At 65.5% G+C, this 22,942-nt stretch carries 18 protein-coding genes and 1 tRNA gene; 13 read left to right on the top strand and 6 right to left on the bottom strand.

Annotated elements, in window-relative coordinates:
• From QZ588_RS08975 to QZ588_RS08955, 5 genes are all read right to left on the bottom strand, one after another.
• Nucleotides 1-1,835 (bottom strand): DUF3604 domain-containing protein (locus QZ588_RS08975; RefSeq protein ID WP_295541903.1); only part of this gene is annotated, 1,835 nt, incomplete at its 3' end.
• 320 nt (nt 1,836-2,155) lie between these two features.
• The gene (locus QZ588_RS08970) at nt 2,156-4,567 is read right to left on the bottom strand and encodes an arylsulfatase (protein ID WP_295541901.1); all 2,412 of its coding nucleotides are present in this window, start codon (nt 4,565-4,567) and stop codon (nt 2,156-2,158) included.
• Between the two features lie 191 nt (nt 4,568-4,758).
• Nucleotides 4,759-4,986 (bottom strand): hypothetical protein, encoded by a 228-nt coding sequence (locus tag QZ588_RS08965; protein ID WP_295541899.1) that lies wholly within the window; start codon nt 4,984-4,986, stop codon nt 4,759-4,761.
• A 419-nt stretch (nt 4,987-5,405) separates the two neighbouring features.
• Nucleotides 5,406-5,482, bottom strand: a tRNA-Pro gene (locus QZ588_RS08960).
• A gap of 121 nt (nt 5,483-5,603) precedes the next feature.
• The gene (locus QZ588_RS08955; RefSeq protein WP_295541897.1) at nt 5,604-6,572 is read right to left on the bottom strand and encodes a polyprenyl synthetase family protein; all 969 of its coding nucleotides are present in this window, start codon (nt 6,570-6,572) and stop codon (nt 5,604-5,606) included.
• Nucleotides 6,573-6,833: 261 nt separating this feature from the next.
• On the opposite strand from QZ588_RS08955, the gene QZ588_RS08950 reads away from it, so the two are divergent.
• The 3 genes from QZ588_RS08950 to QZ588_RS08940 all read left to right on the top strand — a co-directional run bounded on the left by QZ588_RS08950 (nt 6,834) and on the right by QZ588_RS08940 (nt 8,519).
• Complete coding sequence (locus tag QZ588_RS08950; protein WP_295541894.1) at nt 6,834-7,493, top strand: LON peptidase substrate-binding domain-containing protein; 660 nt, start codon at nt 6,834-6,836, stop codon at nt 7,491-7,493.
• A gap of 104 nt (nt 7,494-7,597) precedes the next feature.
• Nucleotides 7,598-7,924 (top strand): iron-sulfur cluster assembly accessory protein, encoded by a 327-nt coding sequence (locus QZ588_RS08945; RefSeq protein WP_295541892.1) that lies wholly within the window; start codon nt 7,598-7,600, stop codon nt 7,922-7,924.
• Between the two features lie 169 nt (nt 7,925-8,093).
• Nucleotides 8,094-8,519 carry a SufE family protein gene (locus QZ588_RS08940; protein ID WP_295541890.1) on the top strand — a complete coding sequence of 142 codons (426 nt, stop codon included), beginning with the start codon at nt 8,094-8,096 and terminating at the stop codon, nt 8,517-8,519.
• A gap of 47 nt (nt 8,520-8,566) precedes the next feature.
• On the opposite strand, the gene QZ588_RS08935 is transcribed toward QZ588_RS08940, so the two are convergent.
• A complete protein-coding gene (locus QZ588_RS08935) occupies nt 8,567-9,241 on the bottom strand; it encodes a Fe2+-dependent dioxygenase (RefSeq protein WP_295541888.1) in 675 nt (224 codons plus the stop codon).
• An 89-nt stretch (nt 9,242-9,330) separates the two neighbouring features.
• Between QZ588_RS08935 and QZ588_RS08930 the strand changes: the two genes are divergently transcribed.
• The 10 genes from QZ588_RS08930 to QZ588_RS08885 all read left to right on the top strand — a co-directional run bounded on the left by QZ588_RS08930 (nt 9,331) and on the right by QZ588_RS08885 (nt 22,912).
• Complete coding sequence (locus QZ588_RS08930) at nt 9,331-9,930, top strand: hypothetical protein (protein ID WP_295541886.1); 600 nt, start codon at nt 9,331-9,333, stop codon at nt 9,928-9,930.
• A 131-nt stretch (nt 9,931-10,061) separates the two neighbouring features.
• Nucleotides 10,062-10,445, top strand: coding sequence for a hypothetical protein (locus QZ588_RS08925; protein ID WP_295541884.1), 384 nt, complete (start codon nt 10,062-10,064; stop codon nt 10,443-10,445).
• Between the two features lie 429 nt (nt 10,446-10,874).
• The gene (locus QZ588_RS08920) at nt 10,875-11,522 is read left to right on the top strand and encodes a hypothetical protein (protein ID WP_295541882.1); all 648 of its coding nucleotides are present in this window, start codon (nt 10,875-10,877) and stop codon (nt 11,520-11,522) included.
• 368 nt (nt 11,523-11,890) lie between these two features.
• Nucleotides 11,891-12,715, top strand: a complete 825-nt coding sequence (gene mepA, locus QZ588_RS08915; RefSeq protein ID WP_295541880.1) for a penicillin-insensitive murein endopeptidase — start codon at nt 11,891-11,893, stop codon at nt 12,713-12,715.
• A gap of 74 nt (nt 12,716-12,789) precedes the next feature.
• On the top strand, nt 12,790-14,700 hold the full coding sequence (locus QZ588_RS08910; RefSeq protein ID WP_295541878.1) for a response regulator: 1,911 nt from the start codon (nt 12,790-12,792) through the stop codon (nt 14,698-14,700).
• A gap of 89 nt (nt 14,701-14,789) precedes the next feature.
• Entirely contained in the window at nt 14,790-15,485 is a 696-nt protein-coding gene (locus QZ588_RS08905) for a response regulator transcription factor (RefSeq protein ID WP_295541876.1), read from the top strand.
• 290 nt (nt 15,486-15,775) lie between these two features.
• On the top strand, nt 15,776-17,044 hold the full coding sequence (locus QZ588_RS08900) for an NHLP bacteriocin system secretion protein (RefSeq protein WP_295541874.1): 1,269 nt from the start codon (nt 15,776-15,778) through the stop codon (nt 17,042-17,044).
• The gene (locus tag QZ588_RS08895; RefSeq protein WP_295541872.1) at nt 17,041-19,299 is read left to right on the top strand and encodes an NHLP family bacteriocin export ABC transporter peptidase/permease/ATPase subunit; all 2,259 of its coding nucleotides are present in this window, start codon (nt 17,041-17,043) and stop codon (nt 19,297-19,299) included. Before QZ588_RS08900 ends, QZ588_RS08895 begins: the two co-directional genes overlap by 4 nt.
• Nucleotides 19,296-22,268: an NHLP bacteriocin export ABC transporter permease/ATPase subunit gene (locus QZ588_RS08890; RefSeq protein WP_295541871.1), complete on the top strand. Its 2,973-nt coding sequence runs from the start codon at nt 19,296-19,298 to the stop codon at nt 22,266-22,268. The genes QZ588_RS08895 and QZ588_RS08890 overlap by 4 nt, the downstream gene beginning before the upstream one ends.
• Nucleotides 22,269-22,534: 266 nt before the next feature.
• The gene (locus QZ588_RS08885; protein ID WP_295541869.1) at nt 22,535-22,912 is read left to right on the top strand and encodes a hypothetical protein; all 378 of its coding nucleotides are present in this window, start codon (nt 22,535-22,537) and stop codon (nt 22,910-22,912) included.
• Nucleotides 22,913-22,942 lie beyond the last annotated feature (30 nt).

Below are 22,942 nucleotides of genomic sequence, written 5' to 3'. Positions count from 1 at the left end.
GGGATCTCCAGAACCCGGGCGTAGTAGAAGGCGGGCTGTGCCGGGTCGAAGTCCGGATCGCTCCACACGGTGCCGAGTTCGGAGGCGCCGATGGTGTTGGTCCAGTTGGCGTTCTTCACATCCACCGTGTTGCCCACCGGCGGCAGTACGCCCCCGGCGTCGGGCTCGCGGCCCGTGGACCAGGCCACGTCGTAGACCTGCTCGTGGGTCTTGCCGTCCTTATCCAGCCAGCCCTTGATGATCTGGATACGGTCGAGGTTGGCGCCGATGGGGTCGCGCAGCGCATAGACCATGAAGCTCGGCGTCTGCTCGCCGTTCATGGCCTTCAGGTCGGCGCCCATGGGCACGCCCTTCTCGTAACCCCGAAAGGCCGGCTGACGGCTGTCGAGATCCGCCGCCGAGTAATCCCAGCCGCCGAAGAAGCGCACGATCATGCGCGGGCCCGTGGTGGCATAGACCTCCTTGCGCGCCATGGCGTCGTAGATCGCCTCGCGGGTGTTCTCCTTGGCCCAGACTCCGGTGTAGCCGGAAGCAACCAGCATATCCCCCCGGAACGCGCCATTCTCGTTCTCGGCGAAGGGATGGCCCATGCGATCAGGCTTGGGCTCGGCGTTGGTGGCCTTGCCGAAGAAGTTGTCCTCCTCGACGGCGGCCAGCGCGGTATGGCTGTCGGTGGAGCCCGCCAGCCCGAACTTGTAGGGGTTGGTGCCGTGACGCTGCGCCAGCAGAAGCCCGTTCTTCAACGCCTCGCGGGCATATTCGTACTGCAGCATGCCGGGGCGCTTGGCCTCGGAGAGGTCCAGGTTGCCCACGTCCCAGGTCTCGTAGTCGGCGAAGGCGTCGTCCGGGGAGAGGAAGGGATGGGCCTCGCCATCGCCCTTGATCTGGGTGATTTCGTACATCGGCTCCCACTTGGCGCGCAGGCGGGCGTACTCCGCATCGATCTTCCGGCCGGTGTACTGGGCGTCCACCGGGAACATGATCCCGTTGGAGAGGTTGCCGTTGTGCGCGAGTGCGAGCGCGCTGCCGCCGGTGGTCTGCTCGTAGTTCTCGAGCCAGGCGTAGAGATCCAGCGGATCGGTCGATCCGATCGGCGCCTGGGTCGTGTAGGGCACGACCCGCCCCGCCTTGTCCGCCCCGTCGCGGAAGATCACGTTGCGGTGCAGGTTGGCGCCCTCGACCAGCGAGGTCCACTCGAAGCCGATCAACGTCGTGAAACGTCCGGGGTCGTTGTAGCGCTCGGCCGCAGCGACGACGTCTTCCCAGATCGAGCCGTAGGTCTTACCACCGGGTGAGTACTCCGCCATCATCTCGGGGTCGATCTGCCCCTGTGAGAAGGTGCCGATCAGGTCGAGCGCGGCGGCCGCCGAGGCCTCGCCCCCCTGCTGCAAGCCCTCGTACCAGCGCTTGCCCTGCTCAAAGGCGATAATGCCGGGCTTACCCGCGGCGAGATCGGTGATAAACCCCATGCCGTCGGAGTGATCCGCGATCACCAGCCAGTCCAGCGGCCGTCCGAGCTTCGCCGGCTGACCGCTTGAGGCCATGACCTCCTCGCCGCGGGCGAAGCGATAGGCGTCGTCCAGGCCGAGCCGGGCGCCGAATAGTCCGGCGTCCATGGACAACGCGGTGTGCAGATGCGTGTCTCCCCAAAAGACCTGGCTCGGGAAACTGCGCTGGGCGTAGGGCGAGTAGGCCTTGCCGGGATAGACCTCCGACAGAGACTCCTGGTCGCCCAGCGGGATGTACTGTGCCAGGGCCTCACTGGGGAGCAACACGGGCACGGCGCCGAGCAGAGCGGCCGCCGCGAGTGATTCGAGCCGGATGCGATGAGCCATGAGGGTTCTCCTCTTTTGGGGTGGTCGGCCTTTTCGGGGACAGCGCCGTGAAGTGGGCTGTGTCCGGCACTCAGGACGTGGGACGATCTGAGCAGACAGCCGGAGACTTCGGCGTGATACGCGCCGCTCTTGGGATCAAGCGCTGCTACACGGGGATAGTTCACTGATCTTCCAGCCCGGTCGGCTCGGAGCGTATTCTTAGGGCGCAGACGGTGGTTGCGCTAACGGCCTGAACTGTTCTGGAAGCGGCCCGAGAATCTCCTGGGACTTGACAGAAAGTCGTTCCCTACATGGAACGACCCTTCCCGGGGAGCGCTGCTTCAGTCATCCGGCACCACCGGAATGGCCGCCTGCGGCGCCAGGGTCTCGAAGTGCAGCCGCGCGAGCCTGCCCTCGAATGCGAACGGCGCCTTGTCGAAATAGGCATTGGCGACGGGTGAACTGGTATCCATTCCGACGTCGAAGGTCTCGGAGGCGGTGAACACGGCCGGGACGGTGCGGCGTACGGTGCCGCCGTTGGCCGGTTGGCCGTTGATCCAGAACTTGAGCTCCGCGGGCGCCGCACGTTCCATGGGCGTACGCATTTCCAGCGCGATCGAGACCTCGCCAGCCGGCAGCGGGCCCACCTCGATCGTGTCGCGCCTGAGCAGCAAGGCGCTGTATTCGTAGTAGAGCGTACCGTCGACGGCGAAGAGGCTGACGCCGCCGGCATAACCACCCATGGCGAAGATCACCCCGTTGACGTCCTCTGGCACCTCGGCCTCGATCTCGGCGCGCAGGTTGCCGTTGCGCACGTTCGGCGCCTCGGACTCCGGAATGCGCGTGATGCCCTCGAACAGCGTCCACTCGGTGTTCGTACTCCGCTTCATCTCCTGCGGATTGAGGCCGGTGTAGAGCCCCCCACCCACCGGGAGCACCTTGTTCTCCGCTGCGACCTCCATGAATAACGCCTTGAGCGCTTGCAGCTTATGCGGATGCTTCTCGGCGAGATCGTTCATCAGTGAATAATCGCTGCGCGTATCGAAAAGCTGCCAGATGTCTGATGAGGGCTCCCAGCCGATCAACCCCGACAGATCCGCGTCCCACGGGGTCCGCGGACCAAAGGTGCTGGCCATCCAGCCTTCGTGGTAGATGCCGCGGCTGCCCATGACTTCGAAATACTGGGTCGTCTTGCGCTCCGGCGCGTCGGCCGAGGCGAAGGTGTAGGCGAAGCTCACCCCGTCGATGGGGTCCTGCTTGTGACCGTTGACCACCTTCGGCGGGGTGATGCCGAGGATCTCGTAGATCGTCGGCACCACGTCATTCACATGGGTGAACTGCGGCCGCGGCGTGGCGTCCGGCTCGATCCGCGCCGGCCAGGACACGACCAAGGGCGTGCGTGTGCCCCCCCAGTCCGCGGCTACGAGCTTCGTATAGCGGAACGGGCTGTCGCCGGCCCAGGCCCAGCCGGCATGGTACATGTTGTCCATTCGCGGTCCGCCGATCGCATCGAGCCCGCCGAATTCCTCGGCGACGGCGATGTGCTCGGCAACCGTCGAGGGAATGCCGTTCTGCGAGTTCAGCTCGGCCACGCTGCCCTGCAAACCTTCTGCCGAGGCGCCATTGTCCGAGACGAGATACAGGATCAGGGTGTTGTCGCGGATGCCGCGCGCTTCCAGCTCGTCGATGAGCCGGCCGACCTGCGCATCCGTGTGCTCGAAGAAGCCCGCGTAGACTTCCATGAGCCGGGCCTGGAACGTCTTCTCGTCGTCGGGTATGTCTTCCCAGGCGTCAATGCCCTCAGGCCGCGGTGCCCGCTCGGCGTGCTCGGGAATCCAGCCTGTGGCCTTTTGTCGCTGGAACACCCGCTCCTGGTAGGCGTCCCAGCCATCGTCGAATTTGCCCTTGTATTTGTCCGCCCATTTCCGGGCGACATGATGGGGACCGTGCACGGCACCGGGCGTCCACCACATGAGGAAGGGGCGGTCCGGATTGATGGCGAGGTGGCGTCGCATCCAGGTGATCGCCTTATCCGCCATCGCCTCGGTGAGGTGGAAATCCTCGTAATTCTCCACGTGCGGCATCGAGATGGGCGTGGTGTTTTCCCACAGCGTGGGCTCCCATTGCGAGGTCTCGCCCGCGATGAAACCGTAGAAGTAGTCGAAGCCACGCCCCGTCGGCGTGCGGTCGTAGGGGCCGTTGGCGATCTGGTCCACCGGCGTGTTGTGGTCCTTGCCGAAGGCCGAGGTCGCGTAGCCGTAGTGGCCCAACACCTCGGCGATGGTGGCCGACGACTTCGGGATCACGCCGGTGTAGCCGTCCCAGTCGTTGGCGAACTCGGCGATCTGTCCCGCACCCACCCGGTGGTGGTTGCGCCCGGTCATCAGCGCGGCCCGGGTCGGCGAGCACATGGCCGTGGTGTGGAATCGGTTGAAGGCGATCCCTTCCTCGGCCAGGCGGGTGAGCGTCGGCGTGTGGATCTCACCACCAAACGTGTCGGGCTGCCCGAAGCCCGCGTCATCGAGCATGACGATGAGGAGATTGGGGGCATCTTCCGGTAACCGCCGCGGCGCCTGGCGCCACTGGTGCACCGACTCCTGCATGGTCGGGCCGACCGCCCCGCCCATCGGCGGATCGGGGAAGGGCAGCACCTCCTGGGCGCTCGCGGGGCCCGACGACAGGGCCATACCGAGACACACGAGGGCCGAGCAGGCCATGGTCGAGACGCTGGTCGACGTGATCTTTGCTTCCATGGTGGCTCCTGTCATCGCTGCGTCGTTGTTGCATCGTTCGCGGACCACAAGGGCCGCAACTGACCTCTGCGCGTCCACCGGTAAGTCCAGGGTCCGGTACTTGTCCTTGAGCGGGGAAATAGGTTACCCGGAAGCAATCGAAGGACGTCCAGCTCAAAGCTCAGACGGCAGCAACGCCCCGATGCGAGGAGTCATTCCAGTTTGCGGTCGGAGACGACGACTCGGTCGCTGCTGAAGCCGACTTCGTTGTCGCTGAATGTCGACCACTCCTGCCAGCGGGCGTTGACATAAAGCCGGGGCTGGAGTTGAGGCAGCGCCTGCGCGACCTCGAGGCACTGCCGGAGGCGGACAGCCCCCGTGCCCTGGAGCACCTGCCCTGATTGGAGGACTGGGTCGGCGTCGAAGCGCCCGGGGAGCATGCGACCTGCTGCGGCACATCGGGGCGCTGGACTTTCCGGCGGCCCTGAAAGCCCTGCGCGGGCTGCAGGAAGGTGTTGTCGGGAGTCTGCGCTGAGCCGCGGAGACCAACCTGGCCCTCGCCTTGAGCGCGAGCCTGGGGTGGCGGAACCGAGCACCTGTGCGGAGGTCGCAGGCGATGGTGCGGACGCAGCTTACCCGCCCGGGTTAAGGCGGAGAGGGCGAATGGCTGGCGTACGGCGCCTGAAGAGAGTGGGCACCCGGGTAGAACCCCGGGCGATGGACGACCCGGTCAGTGCAGGATCAGCGGTTGCCGTCCTCGACCGCCCGAAGTCGGCAGCGCCGATACCGCATTTGCACACTGTTTTGCACAGTGGCTGATTCAGAGGGGTCAGAAAATGATCTAACTCGTCGATGAAAATGGTCGGGGTGAAAGGATTCGAACCTTCGACCCCTGCCTCCCGAAGACAGTGCTCTACCAGGCTGAGCTACACCCCGAAAGTGCTTGATAGACAGACGATTCCTCGCCTTTTGGCGATCTGCGAGCGTCGCCTGTTTTGCTGTAGTTGATGTGCAGTTGCTCAGACAGCCGGGACCTGTTTGAGCGCTGTTGACCCGATTAATAGGTGCGGGCGACGGCGAACTCGGCAGTGGCCAACATTGAGCGCTTCGCCTCTGAATCAGAGAGCCCGTCGAGCGCGTCGCGGGCGGCTTGCGCATGGTGTCTGGCCAGTTCGACAGTATAGTCGAGTGCGTTGGTGTCGACAATGGCTGCGACGACATCGTCGATGCGACCGCGCCCACCTTCCTCGATGGCCTTGCGCAGCATGCTGCGCTGGGCCTCGGTGCCGACGGCCATGGCCCGGATCAGGGGCAGCGTCGGCTTGCCTTCTTCCAGATCGTCGCCGATGTGCTTGCCGATGGTCTCGCTGTCGGCATCGTAGTCCAGGGCGTCGTCCACCAGCTGGAAGGCGATGCCCAGATGCAATCCGAAGTCTGCGATGCGATCTTCCAGCGCCCGCGGCACTTCGGCGAGCACGGCGCCCAGACGCGTGCCGGCCTCGAACAGCGTCGCCGTCTTGCGCCGAATGACCTCCATGTAGCGCGCCTCATCGGTTTCGGGATCGTGGGCGTTCAGCAGCTGCAGCACTTCGCCCTCGGCGATGCGATTGGTGGCGTGGGACAGCACGTCCATGATGCGCATCACGCCCACATCGACCATCATCTCGAAGGCGCGTGAGTAAAGAAAATCGCCGACCAGCACACTGGCTTCGTTGCCCCAGACCGCATTTGCGGTGTCGCGGTTGCGGCGCAGCTCGGAGCCGTCGACGACGTCGTCGTGCAGCAATGTGGCAGTGTGAATGAATTCGACGATGGCGGCCGTCTCGTGATGGCACGTGCCATGGTAGCCACAGGCACGTGCCGCGAGCAGGACGAGCAGCGGGCGCAGCCGCTTGCCGCCGCCGCCGACGATATAGTGGCCGATCTGGTTGATCAGCACCACGTCCGACTGCAGGCGCTCTAGGATGAGCGCGTCAACGGCCCGGAGGTCGTCGGACACTGGCGCCCGAATTACGGAGAGGTCCATGGGCGAGATCACACAACAGCGAATCGAAAAGTCTAGGGGCTAGGGCTCTGCACTGTCAAGTCGTAGGACGAACACCTGAAGACCCGATCGTGCGCTGAGGCGGGCGGACTTCGGCGGCACGCCTAAAGCGGCACCCGTCCCGGTGCCCCCTCGCAGCGACGCTCGCCCACCCCTATATCTTGAACTTAACGGAGACTCTGCCAGTCGGAGACGGCACCGGGCCGCCCGGCCCCGATGATACCCGCGACGGGAGAACACGCCTTGAAAAGCCCTTTCCTTCAAGCCTTCAACGACCTGCCGCGCGAGCTGCCGATCTTCCCCTTGAGCGGAGCGGTGGTGCTGCCCGGCGTGCAACTGCCGCTCAACATCTTCGAGCCGCGCTACCTCAATATGGTCGAGGCGGCGCTGGCCCAAAACCACCTGATCGGCATGGTGCAACCGCGCCCCGATGCCGAAGGGGAGGCGCCGCCGGTGCACCGCATTGGCTGCGCCGGGCGGATCACCTCCTACAGCGAGACCGCGGATGGCCGCATCGTGCTGGTGCTGACCGGGCTCTGCCGCTTTGAGATCGCCGAGGAACTGCCCGAGCGCGATGGCTACAGGCGCATACGTCCGGATTGGAGTCGCTTCGCCGGCGACTACGATCTCAGCGCCGGCAGCATCGCTGACCGTGAGCGCTTCATGGGCTCGCTGCGCACCTTCTGCGACCAGCGCAGCGTGGAGGTCCCGTGGGACGATATCGGCAAGATGGACGACCACGATCTGGTCAACCTGCTTTGTACCCACTTACCGCTCGGCGCCGATGACAAGCAGGCGCTGCTGGAGACCAATGGTATCGACGCCCGCGCGGACCTGATGCGCGGACTGATGGAAATGTCCGCCTTCGGCATCGCGCCGGGCACGAGCGAGCAACGGCACTGACCTCGCCGTCGGCGCCGCCGGCCGTCGTCACCTGCCCCTTGAAATCGCGACGCGGAAGGTTTACTACCGGGTCGCAGTACAACGATCAACATGGGAGCAGCATCATGGCAGTCACCCTCACCGACACCGCCGCCCGCCACGTCAGCAGCATGCTGGCCAAGCGCGGTCATGGCATCGGACTTCGTATCGGCACCAAAAAGAGCGGCTGCACCGGCTACGCCTACGTCGTCGACTACGCAGATGCGCTCGACGACAGTGACCAGGTGTTCACGAGCCATGGCGTGAAGGTGGTGGTCGATGACACCAGTCTGGCGCGCATCGACGGCATGGAGGTGGATTTCGTCAAATCGAGCCTCTTGAACGAGGGTTTCGAGTTCCGCAACCCGAACGTCAAGGACGAGTGCGGCTGCGGCGAGTCGTTCAGCGTCTGAAGCGCGTCCCGTCCAGGTCTCCGCCCGGCGGCGCTCGGCGAGCCGCCGAACGCCGATGCCGCGGCGGGCCTTCGCGCCACGCAACCGCACCCTAACCAGGCCACGCGGCCCCATGGACCGGCCGCAGCCGTCACCGTACTTGTGCCCCCCGTAACCGCATTCTCCGCCCATGAGCAGCACCAGCGAGATCGACGAGATCATCGACACCTTTGAACTGTTCGGCGACTGGGACGAGCGCTACCAGTACCTGGTCGAGCTCGGCGAGCGTCTGCCGACCATGGACCCCATGCTGAAGGTGGACGCCAACCGCGTGATGGAATGCATGAGCACCGTGCACGTTGCACCATCGTCGATCGACGGGGGTCCGAGGCTCGCGTTCCAGGGCGACTGTGACACGGCCATCATCAAGGGCGTCGTGGCGCTGCTGGTGCAGCTATTCTCCGGCAAGTCTGCGGCCGAGATCGAAGCGATGGACGTGGATGCACTGTTCGCGGGGCTGAAGCTCGAAGAGCACCTGAGTCCAAACCGCCACGTCGGTGTCTATGCCATCGTCAACAAGATGAAGGGCCAGGCGCGGCGCCTGAGCAACGCGTAACGAGGCGTGAGGCCCTGCCTCGGTGCTCGACAGCCGACGCCAGCCCCTCACACCTCCCCCCACAGCCGCACCAGATTGTTGTAGCTGCGATCCACCTGGGCGGTGTGCTCGGCGCCGGGGTCAGCCTTGAGCAGGTGCGCTCGCGCCAGACTCAGCTCGTAGAGCAGCTCGCGCCGGCCCGGATCGCGGACATAGCTCTGCACCCAGGTAAGCGCCACCAGGCGCTCGCCACGGGTCACCGCAGCGACGTGGTGCAGGCTGGAAGACGGGTAGGCGATGGCGTGGCCCGCCGGGAGCTTGACCCGGTTGTCGCCGAAGCTGGTGCGCATCACCAGCTCACCACCGTCGTAGTCAGTGGGCGCATTCAGGAAGATGGTCATGGAAACATCGGCGCGAAAGCGCGGGCCGCCGCTGCCCATGATTGGATCATCCACATGATCGCCATAGGCCATGCCCGGGCGGTAGCGGGCGAAGATCGGGTCCGCCACCCGGTGGGGCAGCACGCCGAAGCGAAACGTCTCGTTGTGGCCGAGGCTCGCCATCAGGATTCGGATCAGTCGCTGCAGGCGCTCGGGCTCCTGGCCGAGCTCCTCGTTGTGCTTGACACGCGCAGCGGCGAAGCCGGCGGTGAGCTTGCCGTCGACGAAGGTGCCAGCACGGATGATCTCCCGCAGCTTGTCCAGCTGGGCAGCGTTGAGCAGATTGGGGATGGTAAGCAGCATGGCGGACTTGGGCGGGCGATGACGGCGGCGGCGGACGCGTTTGATACCATAGCCAATTCACTTGCACACGCGCCAGCGGAGGTGGACGCATGATTCTCAAGGCTATCGTCGAGGACCAGGAATACAGCTTGAACGTGCCCGAGAGCCTGCTCGCCGGCTGCGACGACTACTGCGACAAGCTCGACGCCGACATGGACGCCGGCTGGCAGATGAGCCGGGAATGGGTGGCGCAGCCAAACCTGGAACAGCGCTGTCAGATCGTCGCCGACAAGCTACTGACGGCGCTGGAGAAAGAAAACCACAAGCTGGGCATGCTGATGGCGGCCTATATCCTCAAGCGGCTCCCCAACGTCGAGGCCGTGGAGCTGGACATCCAGGGCGAGATGCAGAACAACGGCTTTCGCTTCCGCGCAGGCGCACCGGTGGCCGCCGCCGGCCAACAACCGGAACAGGCCGCCGCAACGGCCGGCGCGCCGACGGGGCTCAGCCGCATGCAGGCCATGGCTCAGGCGGGCAACGACGTCACCAAGGTGTTTAAGGTAGGCAAGGCCTGGCGATTTTCAGTTTATGATCATGCCAGCGGCAGCTGGCAGGAATCGCCCCTCATTGCCACCGCGCAAGAGGCTGAGCGCCTGCGCCAGGCGGCGTTCCGGGAGCGCTACGAGGCGCTCATCGGGGACAACGGCTGAGGGCACGCCAGCCCGCCGCGCGCGGCCTGCCCCAGTATCGCAGCGCAGATACAATCAAAGCCGCGACAGGCCACCGCCAGCGCACGCCCGTCACGCTCCACCCGCCCGCCAGCGTCCCCCGCCCAGCGTCCATGACCGCCGCCAACAGCAGCAACCAGCCCACGCCGTTCGAAGTCACTGCCCCACTGGCCCTGCGCTGGCGCCACAGCGGCGCCGCCAAGGTGGTGGCCGCCTGCTTCCCCCACCCGCAGGGGCTGCTGTACCTGGATCTGTTCTGGCATCGCAAGACGCCCGCCGAGGCGGCACATCTGCTCACGGGCGAGCTCACCGGCCGGGGCCCTTGGCGCATCGGCGACTGCGTGATCACCGTGCTTGGCTGCCACAATACCGATCCGGATCTCGCCGACGCCTTCGCCCGCTGGCGCGTATATCTCGAAAGCGACGCCGCCGCCACGGAATACCCGCCGCCGGAGCAGATCCGCGACATCGCGCGCCGACTCGGCGCCAGCGTCTGAGCCCAGCCGACGACGGCTGCCGAGCATCCGCAGCGCAATCCGAGCGTGGAGGCCGTCACCGTCGGCCTCACGCCTCTGATCTGGCCCTTCTGAGCAGCGCACGCCATCTCGCCCCGGCGACGCGCGCGGCACAACCGAAGACCTCTGCCCTTACCCGGCGTCGTCCGTCATACTTCGCCACCGGTACTCCACACGACTTTGCGACTATCCTGCAGTGCTGTGAACGGCAATTGTCAGCAACGGTTGACATTTGTTTGAATAAATTTGTGTCAATCACGCTTCACACACGATAAAAATGGTTTAAACTCTAGCTGGCTGCTCCGCCGACGGCTCCCTGCCGCGGGACCGACCCACCGCCATGGCAGGCACACCCCAACGCACGGGTTCGACGGCCGTTGGCCTCTCCCCATGCCAATTGGAGGATTCGACGTGTCCGCTGCCGCAACCAACCAAGCCCCGTCACAAAAGCGAGACAACGGCCTGAGCCCCCTCGGCCTGGCCCTGATCCCGCTGCTCATCCTGTTTGCCGCCACGGTCATCCTGTTCTGGCTGAGCCAGCGGGACATGTCCGGTACCTACAAGTACTGGGAGATCTTCGTGCCCGTGGTGGCCGTGGTTTCCCTGGTGTCCGGCTGGACGCAGGCCTATGTCAGCAACAGCAACCGCGTCTGGTATCTGCTGCGGCAGGCGATCCATTGGGGCGCCCTCATCGGCTTGCTGTGGCTGCTGAACTCCCAGGGCTACCGTGAGCTGATGAGCGACCAGCAGTACACGGCGTTGATGATCTATCTGCTCGCCCTCGGGACCCTGCTGGCGGCGGTGCAGATGGACATCAAGCTCATCTTCTTTTCGGTGTTCCTGGCCTTCTGCGCCTTCCTGATCGCCGTACCGGCGGACAATCCCACATTGATCGCCGTCGGTAACACCCTCGGCATCTCCGAGCCCCAGGCCAAGCCGGTCCTCGTCAGCAGCGCCGTGGCGGTGGCGGGCTTTATTGCAAGCCTGTTCGTGGTGTTCATGATGCGTGGCGCCCTGATCGCCAAACGCGCCAGCCACAGGCGCAAGCAGGGCGATTGAGCCCACCGAACGGGCCAACGCACACGCCAGGGCCGGACGCCCGGGGCGCCATCACCACGGCGCCGACGCCAGGGACGGCATCACGCACCTGCCGGACGTTGGTCTCGCATCGCCAAGCCGAGCCGACACCCGCGCCCATGGCCTCCCGCGCGCGCCTCCCATCACCCCGCATACAGCGGCGGCGCACTGCCGCAGACCCCGCGCCCTTGGGCGCCTCGCTATCGCCCCCGCCGACCGCTCTGGGCTAAGATACCGGTCGTTGCGTGCTGGCACGCTGACCAACCAGGGGAGATCGAATGCTGGCGTTACAGGGGCAGCGCAGGCGCTCGACGGCATGTCGACGGCGCCCAATCGGGCCGCTGCGCTCGGTGCTGGGATCGGGGCTGCTGACGGCGCTGGTGGCGCTACCAATGCATGCCGCCGAGACGCCCTGGTCGCGCATCCCGGATGTTTCCCCCGGTCAGCCCGCCGCCATCGGCGGTCCGAGCAACGGCTGTATCGACGGCGCCGAGGCGCTGCCGTCCACTGGCCCTGGCTTCGTCAGCATCCGCCGCCACCGCAACCGCTACTACGGCCATCCGCAGACCATCCGCCTGGTGCGCGACCTCGGCCGTGCCATGCACCAGCGCAACGGGCGCTACATCATGATCGGCGACCTCGCCCAGCCGCGCGGCGGGCGCATGAGTTCGTCCCACGTGAGCCATCAAAACGGCCTCGACGTCGATATCTGGCTGGCCTTGGCGGATTCACCCGCCGAGGCCATTCGTGCCACCCCGGAGCAGCGCGACCCGCCGAGCATGCTCACACCCAACAAGCTCGCCTTGCACGAGCGCTTCGGCCCAGACCAGCTGTTCTTGCTGCAAGCCGCCGCACAGGACCCGGCCGTGGACCGCATCCTGGTCAACCCGGGCATCAAGCGCGCCCTGTGCCAGCAGGAGAACGATGCCCACTGGCTGCGCAAGCTCCGCCCCTGGTGGGGCCACGACGCGCACATGCATGTGCGTCTCAAGTGCCCGCCTGACAGCCCCCATTGCCGAGCGCAATCCCCGGTGCCCATGGGCAGCGGCTGTGGCAGCGAGCTGGCCTGGTGGTTCAGCCTCGAGGCCCGCAGCCCCACCCGCGCATCCTCGCGCAAGCCCAAGGCGCGGCCACAGCCGCCGGCGCAGTGTCAGGTCTTGTTAAGCGGGCGCTGAAGACGGCAGGCCGTCCGCCAACAAGCGCCCGCAGATCAGGCCGACGATCATCCCGAATGCGGTGATCCACCCCCATGATCGTTGATTGGCCGTTCGCCGACCTGCTGCTCGGCAGCTGGCTCTCCGTCGTGCTGGTGTTTTCGCTGTACAACCTGCTGCAGGGTTACATCCTCCAGGAGACCTTCCGGCTCACGCTGGGGCTGCTCGGCCTGACCATCGCTTTCACCGACGCCTTTTTTTATGGCGTCTTCGATTTTTTCCTCCCGATCCTGCAGCAAACAATTGCGCCCTATGTCGCCAGCGTCACAATCGTCGTCATCACGGTGCTGGCGAGCTGGTTCACGCGTCCCTTCCTGCGCTTCGCGGAGCTGATTCCTGCCCACGACCGCAAGCTCGCACTGACCGAAAAGCTCGTCATGCTGCCACTGCCGGCACTCCTGGTGGTGCCGCCCCATTGGGTCGGCCTGGCGCAGATGATCATCGCCCCCATCGATGCCTATTTCTGGACCCGGGCGTTCCTGGCAATCCGCCACGTCGGCGGCTTTGGCGCCAGACTGATGGCGTTGTTCTGGCCTGCGATTGCCACGGGCGCCATTTTATGGTTTGCGCGGAATCTGGGGCTCGTCCCCGGCAGCGCCTGGCTGACCGTCGCCTACATGCTGGGCATTGCGCTGGAAGGCATCGCCATCAGCCTCGCGCTGTCTTATCGCCTGAAGAAGCTCGCCGAAGACAGCACCACGGCCCTGGCTTCAGCCGAAGCCATCAACCGCGCCGCCTTGGATCTACAGGACCAACTGCGCACGGAAATCGACGAGCGGACCGCGGAGCTGCGCCAGCAGGAGCGCCGCGCCAATGAGGAGTATCGCAGCAAGCAGGCCTTTCTCTCGCTGATATCGCACGACCTTCGCGGCCCCCTCAGCAGCGCTTCGCAAAGCATCAGTCACCTCTTGCTCAATTTACACGCAGGCAAAACGCAGGAGCTTGCGCGCTTACTGACAAATGTCGACGATACGCTCATTCAGCAGGTCTCGCTGGTCGACCGCCTACTCGATATCGAAACCCTACGCACCAGCTCCCGTAATGAGCTGCCCCCCACGCTCGATCTGCATCAGGTGGTGGCATCCTGTTTGGCAAACTGGCGGGGTCGCTTCGCGAGCAGAGCCATGAACGCCGTGAATGAAATAGATCAGGATAGCACGATTCGTGCCGACCCCCTGCTACTGAATACCATGCTCGAAACCCTCTTGGGTAACGCCCTGCAACATGGCTCGCCCGACGGCGTCGTGCGCATCGGCCACGACCCCCATGACGCATCGGGTTTTTTCGTGGGCAACACGGTCAAGGACTTGTCGGAATCGTCCCGGGCGAAAATTCTAGGCTTGAATGAGCAGCACATGACGATTGGACAACCCAATGACGATGAGGCGACGCAAACCGCCGATGCCCTCTTCGCAGCCCTCGGCAGTGGGCGCGGCTTGGGCTTGACGCTGGCCCGCGGGGTGATGCGCGCACGGGGGGGCGATCTGATCAGCGACATCGACGAGCCAATGGTCCGCTTCCGCGTGATCATGCCCACGATCGAGCGGCGCGTGCTGATCGTGGACGATCAGCCGCTGCAAGTCAGTGCCCTCGAAGACCGTCTCAGCCCGGTACTGCCTGCGACACACTTCTACGAGGCCAACGACGTCGAGGCGGCCCTCAGGGTGCTCGCGGACACGGGCATCGACCTGATTCTCTGTGATGTTCGCATGCCCGACGCCGATGGCTTCGCCTTGCTCGAGGCGGTGCGCTCGAAGCCGCTGTTGGAGCACACGCCCTTCATGCTGCTGAGCGCGGTTGCCTCACCGGCGGAGGCACACGCGCTCAACCAGCGCGCGGCGCGCGCCGGGGCCGACGCCTTCCATGCAAAGCCGCTGAGCGCCGAAGCCCTGGCGGACATACGGTCTTACATCCCGAGCGCCACGGCGCCGCCCATCCACCACTGACCACGGCCGGGCGACGGCTTGTGCGACTGTCAGATTTCGTCAGCGACCGGTACTCGCCTCGCTGTGCCGGCTGCCGGATAATCGCGCGCATGAACACCCTGCCCGCGAACATCTATATCGTTGACGACGACTGGCTGGTGCGGGATCTGCTCGCCAGCACACTCCGTGGTGAAGGCTTCCATGTGGACACCTATTCCACCGGCGAGGCCCTGCTCGGCGCGCTGGACGCAAAGCCCTGTGACCTGGTGCTGGTGGATATTGGCCTGCCCGATACGGATGGCTTCGCGCTGACAACCCGCCTGCTGAGCCGATACCGCTGCGGCATCATCATGATCACCGCACGCCGGGACATGGAAAGTCGGCTCATGGGTCTCGAGCAGGGGGCGGACGCCTACCTCGTCAAGCCGGTCGATCTCAGGGAGCTCAAGGCGACGGTCTGCGCGTTGCTACGGCGTATCGAGCGGGAAAGACATCCCACCCTCGGGCCGCCAACCTGGCGCTTCGAACCAAGATTTTGGCGCCTGGTAGGACCGGACGAGGTGGCGATTCCCCTCACCCAGAGCGAATGCCTGCTATTGGATGTGCTCATTCGCCACCAGGGCGGTCTGGTGGAGCGCGATCAATTGATCACCGCCATGGGGCACTCCCCGGTGTATTTCGGTCGCACCCGGCTGGATACCATGATCAGCCGACTGCGCCGGAAAATCCAATCCTACTGCCCCGACTGGCGGCCGCTCGTGACGGAACGAAACAAGGGCTACGCCTTTGTGACCGTGCGGGACTGACGCTCTGGCACACGAATCGCGGGGGCAAGGTGCGTTGACGACTCTCCACATCACGCCCAACCCCCGCGTGCCTGCAGCGTCTTGGGGCAGCCAGGGCGACGGAGTGTACCCGGGCTGATGCCGTTGTGTAACTGACAGAATCTTACCATCCCAGGCCCTTGGCTTGATCCAAGGCTGCCTGCGTCCGACCATGCACGCCGGCAGCCGACGGCGGCGCTGCGCCGCCCAACCATCGTCCAGTCTCGCCTCTGCGGCGTCGTCCCGCAGTCAATCCGCAGGGTTCAACGCCAGTGCAACAACTGTTCAGAACAAAAGCGCTGGCCAAGGTCAGCAACCCTGATCAGCTCGATCAGGCCCTGCAGATTATCCGCCCCGCCCACTGGCTGGGCTTCGGCTTCGTGCTCATCGTTGTGCTGTCCGCATTGACGTGGAGCGCGATTGCCACGGCGCCGGTCAAGGTCTCAGGGCCTGGAGTCCTGCTCTCCGCCGGAGGCGTCATGGGCGTGACCACCGAGGGCAGCGGACGCCTGACCCAATGGCTGGTGCAGGTGGGCGACCGCGTCACCGCCGGCCAGCAGATCGCCCTACTGCAAGATCTCCAGCGGCTGGCCGACGTCGAGCGGGCCGAGGCCGCCGCACGCGAGGCACGCACGATGTATGAGATGCTGGAAAAGGAATTCGCCATCCAAAACCAGGCCGCGGACGATTTAAAGAACCGCACCACCCTCGCCACCGAAGAGCGCATCAACAGCTTGCAGGCGCTCGGCGCCACGCTGCGGCGGCGCCAGGATGGGGAGGCACGCTTATTCAAGGAAGGCATGGTGAGTGGGGTCGAACTCTATGACACCGAGACCAGGCTCGCCGACATCGACAACGAGATCGCATCGGCGCGGAACCGACTGGCCCAGCTCGAGATCGATCAGCAACGGGAGCGGGATCAGCGCAACGACCAGCTCGCCGACCAGCGGATCAAGATGCGCACGCTGGAGCGCGAGGCGAAGGATAAACGCCAGGCCGATGCACGCCAGCGCGTCGTGACTGCCGATGCCGCGGGCACCATCGCAACCCTGAATATGGATATCGGTAATCTCGCGCAGCCCGGTCAGCAGGTCGCGACGCTGATTGTCGAGAACGCCGACACGACCAACTTGGACGCCTTCAACTACATGCCCGCCGCGGACGGTAAGAAGATCGAGGTGGGCATGGAAGCTCAGGTTTCGCCATCAACGGTCAAGCCGGAATTGGATGGCTATCTGGTCGGTGTCGTCAAGCGCGTGTCTCCACTACCGGAGAATCGGGCATCACTCATGCGACGCCTGGGTAACGAGGTGTTGGTCAATCAATTGCTCCAGGGCGGCGCCCCCATCGAGGTGCAAATCGATCTGCAGCCCGACAGCAAGACACCAAGCGGCTATGCCTGGACCTCCGGCGACGGACCGAATCTGCAACTGCAGCCTGGCACGATGGCCCAGTCCGCGGTGGTGGTGGATCGCATTCACCTCATCAGCCTGTTGCTGCCAGCCATGCAATACGTCTACGGTTGGCTTGGGCACCGATGAGCACCGCTAAGGCCAAGGCCAAGGCCGCGCTGGTCAAGACGCCCACCATCCTGCAGATGGAGGCGCTGGAGTGCGGCGCCGCCGCGCTGGCGATGATCCTGGCGTATTACGGACGCTGGATACCGGTCGAGGAGCTGCGCGTGCTCTGCGGCGTGTCGCGCGACGGCAGCAAGGCGCTGAACATCGTCAAGGCGGCACGCTCATTGGGCATGCAGGCCGGCGGCAAGCGCCTGGAGCCGGCGCAGCTGCGGGCGCTGCCCACCCCGGCGATCCTCTTCGTCAACATGAACCACTTCGTGGTGTATGAGGGCGTCGCCAGGGACCGGTTCCAGCTCAACGATCCCGCCGCCGGTCGCCGTTGGGTCAGCCCCACCGAGCTCGACGAGATGTTCTCCGGCATCGTCCTGACCTTCGAGCCCACCGCAGAGTTCAAGACTGGCGGCTCACCGCCCGCCGTGTTACCGGGATTGCTGCAGATCGCCAGGCGCACCCGCGGCCCACTGCTGTGGCTGGCAGTGCTGGGCTTGATGCTGTCCCTGGTGGGCATTCTGTTGCCCGGGTTGCAGCGGATCTACGTCGACAGGATCCTGGTGCAGGAGCTGGACGATTGGGTTTGGCCCCTGGCGGCGACGCTGTTGGCGGTCGCACCGTTCATGGCCCTGCTCGCCGTGATGCAGGGACGCCTGCTGGCGACCATCAACGCCAAGCTGTCCATGGTGCTGTCCAGCCGCATGGTCTGGCACCTGCTGAGACTGCCGGTGATGTTCTTCAGTCAGCGCTACGCGGGCATGATCAGCAGTCGGGTGGCGCTGGCGGACCAGCTGGTGCTGAGCATTACCCGGGGACTGTCGCAGATCCTGGTCAATCTGGCACTGTTGTTGATGCTGGTGGCCCTGATGCTGCAATACAGCCCCACGCTCACCCTGATCGCGCTGGTGATGGGCCTGCTCAATGCCCTGGTCTTCCAACGCATGCGCAAGTCCCTCGGCGAGGCCTCCGAGAAGATCGCCATGCAGACGGTGAAGATGTCGGGCAAGGCGATGCAGGGCCTGCGCATGATCGAGACCCTGAAATCCACCGGCACCGACGCGGCCTTCTTCGCCAACTGGTCCGGCCTGCAGGCGCTGTTCATCAACGCCCAGCAGGAGATCGGCCGGCGCGAGGCCCTGCTGACGGCGCTGCAGGCCCTGTTTGCGAGCCTGACCGCGGCGGCGATTCTGGTCGTCGGCGGCCACCTGACCATGGTCGAGACCTTCTCCATCGGCATGCTGGTGGCCTTCAGCACCATCAGCGTGCTCCTCAACCAGCCGATACAGGGTCTGGTGTCGGTGGCGGGCACCCTGCAGCAGACCAAGGGCGACCTGGCGCAGATCGACGACACGCTGCGCTATCCGCGCGCCCGGGAGTTTCAGAACGAGGCATCAGATGTGCTTGCACCGGGCGAGCGAGGCCAGCGACGGGGCGCGCAGGGCGCACAGCGCCAGCCGCCGCAAATGCCGGGCACGGGCACCGCGGCAGCGACGTCGCCGCCACTGCGTCTGAGCGGCCGGGTCGCGCTCGAGGCGGTGACCTTCGGCTACGCACCGCTCGAGACGCCGTTGCTCGATGGTCTCTCGCTGTCCGTCGCCCCGGGGAGCCGCATCGCCCTGGTGGGCGGCTCGGGCAGCGGTAAATCCACCATCGGTAAGCTCGTCACCGGTCTGTTCGAGCCCTGGCGGGGCCGGGTGCTGTACGACGGCCATCCCCTGACCGATATCCCCCGGGACATCCTGCGCAGCTCGCTGGCGGTGGTCGACCAGGAGATCGTCCTCTTCGAGGGCAGCATCCGCGACAACATCAGCCTCTGGGACCGGACACTGCCGCAGGCACAAATCATCCGCGCGGCCAAGGATGCCATGATCCACGATGTCATCATGGCCCGCACCGAGGGCTACGACACCAAGGTCGAGGAGAATGGGCGCAACTTCAGCGGCGGCCAGCGCCAGCGCCTGGAAATCGCCCGCGCCCTGGCCACCAACCCCCAGCTGCTGGTGCTCGATGAGGCCACCAGCGCCCTGGATACCCTCACCGAACAGGCGCTGATGGACAACGTCCGGCGCCGTGGTTGCAGCCTGCTGATCATCGCCCATCGCCTCAGCACCATCCGCGACAGCGACGAGATCATCGTCTTGGACCATGGGCGGGTGCTGCAGCGCGGCACCCACGAAACGCTGGCCAGGGTTGAGGGGCCCTACCGGGAGCTGCTGGAGACATGAGCCTGACCCATGTGTCCAGCCTGGTCCTGCCGGAATCCCTTGTGGCGCAAGGGCGGCTGATCCGGTGTCGTGGTCATGAGCGTCTGCTGCTGAGCGATCCGCAGACGGCCTGGATCATCCGTCAGGGGGCGGTCGAGCTGTTCGCGCTCGAAGCCGAAACCGGCGCCGGGCCGGACGCTGCAGCAAGCCCCGCGCTCAACCAGACCGAGCACCCTGCCGAGGGCCCGCGGCACCATCTGGAGACCCTCGCGGTCGATACGCTCATGTTGGGCGTGTCTGCGGACACCTGCCCCGGGTTACGTCTGCTGGCGCAACCCAGGGTGGACACGGAAGTCCTCGAGCTGCCCTTTGATGCGGTGGTGCGTGTCGGCGATGACGCGGACCATCACGCCGAGCTGGTGACTCTCCTCGAGTCCTGGCTGCAGGCCTTGAGTCGGGGCGTCGCGGTCTGGACAGCGCCCCGACCGCGAATCGCCGAGTCCATCGCGCCGGGCGAATCGCGATCGTTGGCCGAGGGCGTGCGGGTCGGCAGCAAGTCGTCACTGAGCTGGGTGCGCTTACCGGGCAACGCGGCGCAATTCGTCGATACCCAGGCGCCGGCTGCCGACGCCGAGCCCGTTCGCTTCCCCCTGGGCGCCGATGCCTGGCTGACGAGCACGGCGGCCATCGAGATCGATGCCACCGATACCGCCGCCGTGCTGGCGGATGGCACAGCCTGGGCCGGCATCGCGCATCTGCACGCAGCCGTGCTCGGCGCGATCGAGCACGACCTGACTCTCACCGAGGCCGCGGCGGTGGACCAGCTCGCCGCGCGCCGGACCGCCAATGCCGAACGACGCGATCAGGCCTTTGCGGAGCTGATGCACGTCACGCATGGCACACGGATCGCGCCATCACAGGCGGCGGAGACCGAGGCCCCCGTGGTGACAGCGATGCGGCTGATCGGGCACGAGATGGGCTTCGAGGTCACCCCGCCGGCCGACCTCGACGACGATGCCCAGCCCGCCGTCGAAGCCCTGGCACAGGCCAGCGGCGTGCGCGCCCGCGCCATCGTGCTGCGCGATCGCTGGTGGCTGCGCGACTTTAGTGCACTCCTGGTATTCGATCACGACTCGGGCGCACCGCTGGTGGCGAGCGCCCACGGGCGTCGCCAGCCCGTACTCATCGAGCCGACCACAGGCGAGCGGCAACCACTGCGACCTGAGCGCCTGGCGCCGGCGGCCTGGGAATTCACCGCCTCCCTGCCCTTTCGTGCATTGAGCTTCGGCGGCTTCTTCGGCCGCGGCCTCAAGGGCGCCGCCTCCGATCTCTGGGCCGTCCTGTTGCTGGGGGCGATCGGCGCGCTCGTCGGCCTGGCAACACCGGTGGCCACCGGCTACATCATCGACAGTGTCATCCCCGATCAGGATCTCTCGCAGCTCGTGCAATTGGGCGTGGTGCTGCTGGTGCTCGCCGCAACCACCTTCGTGGTCTCCTACACCACCTCCCTGGCCTATACCCGCGCCGAAAGTCGCATGGGGCGCCAACTCCAATCGGGGCTCATGGATCGGGTGCTGCGTCTGCCGATGCGGTTCTTTCAAGACTACTCGACCGGCGATCTCGCTTCGCGCGTCATGGGGCTGAGCCGTATCCAGACCATGCTCTCCGGCACCACCACCAGCAGCCTGCTCGGCGGGCTGGTGGCGATATTCAGCTTCGCGCTGATGTTCTACTACGACGTGCGCCTGGCGCTCTGGGCTGGCCTGCTCACCCTGATCTACAGCCTGGTCAGTGTCTTTATCGCCTATCGCCTGCTGCGCCAGCAGCGCCTGCTGGCGACCCTGAACGGACAGCTCAGCAACCGTGTGCTGCAGATGATCCTCGGGATCGCCAAAATCCGCCTGGCGGCCGGCGAGGAGCGTGCATTCAGCGAATGGGCGCAGGTCTTCGCCCAGGATCGCCGCCACCAGTTGGCCTCACAGCGGCTCATCGCCATCCAGACCGCCCTCGACCATCTGCTGGCCCTGGCAGGCTTGCTGATCTTCGTGTTCGTCATCGGCAAGCCCAGCACGCAACAGGATCTGCTCGCGATCGGTGCCTTCTCCGCGCTGCTGGTGACGTATCAGCGCTTCGCCTCGAAAATGTCCGAGCTGATGCAGGTGGTCAGTCAGTCGCTGGGCATCCAACCGCTGCTGGAGCGCGCCCGCCCCTTGCTGACCACCGCGCCCGAGGCCGCCGATGAGCGCCCCGACGCCGGGCGCCTGTCCGGCGAGATCGACATCTCGCATCTCCATTTCCGCTACCGCGACGATGGACCGCTGATCCTCAAGGACGTCTGCATCCACGTGCCCGCGGGACATTTCGTCGCCCTCGTCGGCGCCTCGGGCTCGGGCAAATCCACCCTGATACGCCTGCTGCTCGGGTTCGAGACCGCCGAGTCCGGCGGCCTCTTCTTCGACGGCAAGGATCTCACGACCATCGACGTCGGCTCGGTGCGCCGACAGATGGGCGTGGTGATGCAAAACGCCAACGTCATGCCGGGCTCCCTGTTCGAGAACATCGTCGGCCCCTCCGGCGGCAGCCTGGACGATGCCTGGCAAGCGGCCCGGCAGGTTGGACTCGCCGAGGACATCGAGCAGATGCCCATGGGCATGCAGACCATGATCCTGGAAGGCGGCGGCGCCCTCTCCGGCGGACAGATGCAGCGCCTGATGATCGCCCGGGCCATCGTCGGCAAGCCCAAGATCCTGCTGCTCGATGAGGCCACCAGCGCGCTCGACAACCGCACGCAGGCGGTGGTGACCGACAGCCTCGACCGGCTGCGCATCACCCGTCTGGTGGTGGCCCACCGCCTGAGCACCGTGATCAATGCGGACCAGATCTACGTGATGGACGCCGGGCGCGTCATCGAGACCGGCACTTACGACGAATTGATGGAAAGCGGCGGCCATTTTTCCCAGCTCGCCGCCCGGCAGCAAATCAGTGCCTAGTCGGAACCCGCAGCGCCTGCGCCCGCGCCAACCCCAGTAACGCGCGCCCCGGCGGGACCCATGCCGCCGCATGCGCCTCTGTCGGTACCCGATCATTCAACATTAAAAAACCGTTACTTACAGAATCTTACCACCGCCGCGGAGACCTTCTATCAGGCAATCCCCGACGGTATAGTGTCACGTCTCAGGAGTGAACGCTCCTCTCTGAGAAAGTCGCAGCCGATCGCTGCCGCCCTTCTGTCACAACGCTTCGCTGGAGATCCCCCATGCAGACTGCCATTGACCAACTCAAAACCGCAATCAACGACGACGAGCAGACCAAAGCGCAGGTCGCAGCACTCTTCAACCGCTTCGCCTCCGATGAGTCGCTGACGCCGGAAGCCAAGCAACAGCTCTTCACCGACAAGATGCTGGAGATTGCCAAAGACAAGGGTCTCGCGGTCACCGAAGCCGACCTGGCACCCACCAATACCCTCAGCGACAGCGACATGGAGCGGGTCGCCGGCGGCATTGACGGTTGTGACATCGGCACGGGCATCAGCACGGTGATGTGCGGTGTGGGTGCCATCTTCACCGGCGGACTCGCCGCGGCACCGTCCGGGATGATCGGCGGCGGGATAAAAGCCGCCTCTATGGTCGCCTAGTCCAGCTGCCACTCAACCGCTCAGCCCTAT

The organism is uncultured Thiohalocapsa sp. (genome assembly GCF_913062725.1).
Classification (GTDB): Bacteria; Pseudomonadota; Gammaproteobacteria; order Chromatiales; family Chromatiaceae; genus Thiohalocapsa.
This window is presented reverse-complemented; position numbering and strand designations above follow the sequence as displayed.

Coding starts and splice junctions, on each gene's coding strand:
- QZ588_RS08885 (WP_295541869.1), top strand. CDS start 22,535: ATGCAGACTGCCATTGACCAACTCAAAACCGCAATCAACGACGACGAG.
- QZ588_RS08935 (WP_295541888.1), bottom strand. CDS start 9,241: ATGCTGCTTACCATCCCCAATCTGCTCAACGCTGCCCAGCTGGACAAG.
- QZ588_RS08925 (WP_295541884.1), top strand. CDS start 10,062: ATGACCGCCGCCAACAGCAGCAACCAGCCCACGCCGTTCGAAGTCACT.
- QZ588_RS08895 (WP_295541872.1), top strand. CDS start 17,041: ATGAGCACCGCTAAGGCCAAGGCCAAGGCCGCGCTGGTCAAGACGCCC.
- QZ588_RS08890 (WP_295541871.1), top strand. CDS start 19,296: ATGAGCCTGACCCATGTGTCCAGCCTGGTCCTGCCGGAATCCCTTGTG.
- QZ588_RS08945 (WP_295541892.1), top strand. CDS start 7,598: ATGGCAGTCACCCTCACCGACACCGCCGCCCGCCACGTCAGCAGCATG.
- QZ588_RS08970 (WP_295541901.1), bottom strand. CDS start 4,567: ATGGAAGCAAAGATCACGTCGACCAGCGTCTCGACCATGGCCTGCTCG.
- QZ588_RS08965 (WP_295541899.1), bottom strand. CDS start 4,986: ATGCTCCCCGGGCGCTTCGACGCCGACCCAGTCCTCCAATCAGGGCAG.
- QZ588_RS08910 (WP_295541878.1), top strand. CDS start 12,790: ATGATCGTTGATTGGCCGTTCGCCGACCTGCTGCTCGGCAGCTGGCTC.
- QZ588_RS08955 (WP_295541897.1), bottom strand. CDS start 6,572: ATGGACCTCTCCGTAATTCGGGCGCCAGTGTCCGACGACCTCCGGGCC.
- QZ588_RS08905 (WP_295541876.1), top strand. CDS start 14,790: ATGAACACCCTGCCCGCGAACATCTATATCGTTGACGACGACTGGCTG.
- QZ588_RS08930 (WP_295541886.1), top strand. CDS start 9,331: ATGATTCTCAAGGCTATCGTCGAGGACCAGGAATACAGCTTGAACGTG.
- QZ588_RS08940 (WP_295541890.1), top strand. CDS start 8,094: ATGAGCAGCACCAGCGAGATCGACGAGATCATCGACACCTTTGAACTG.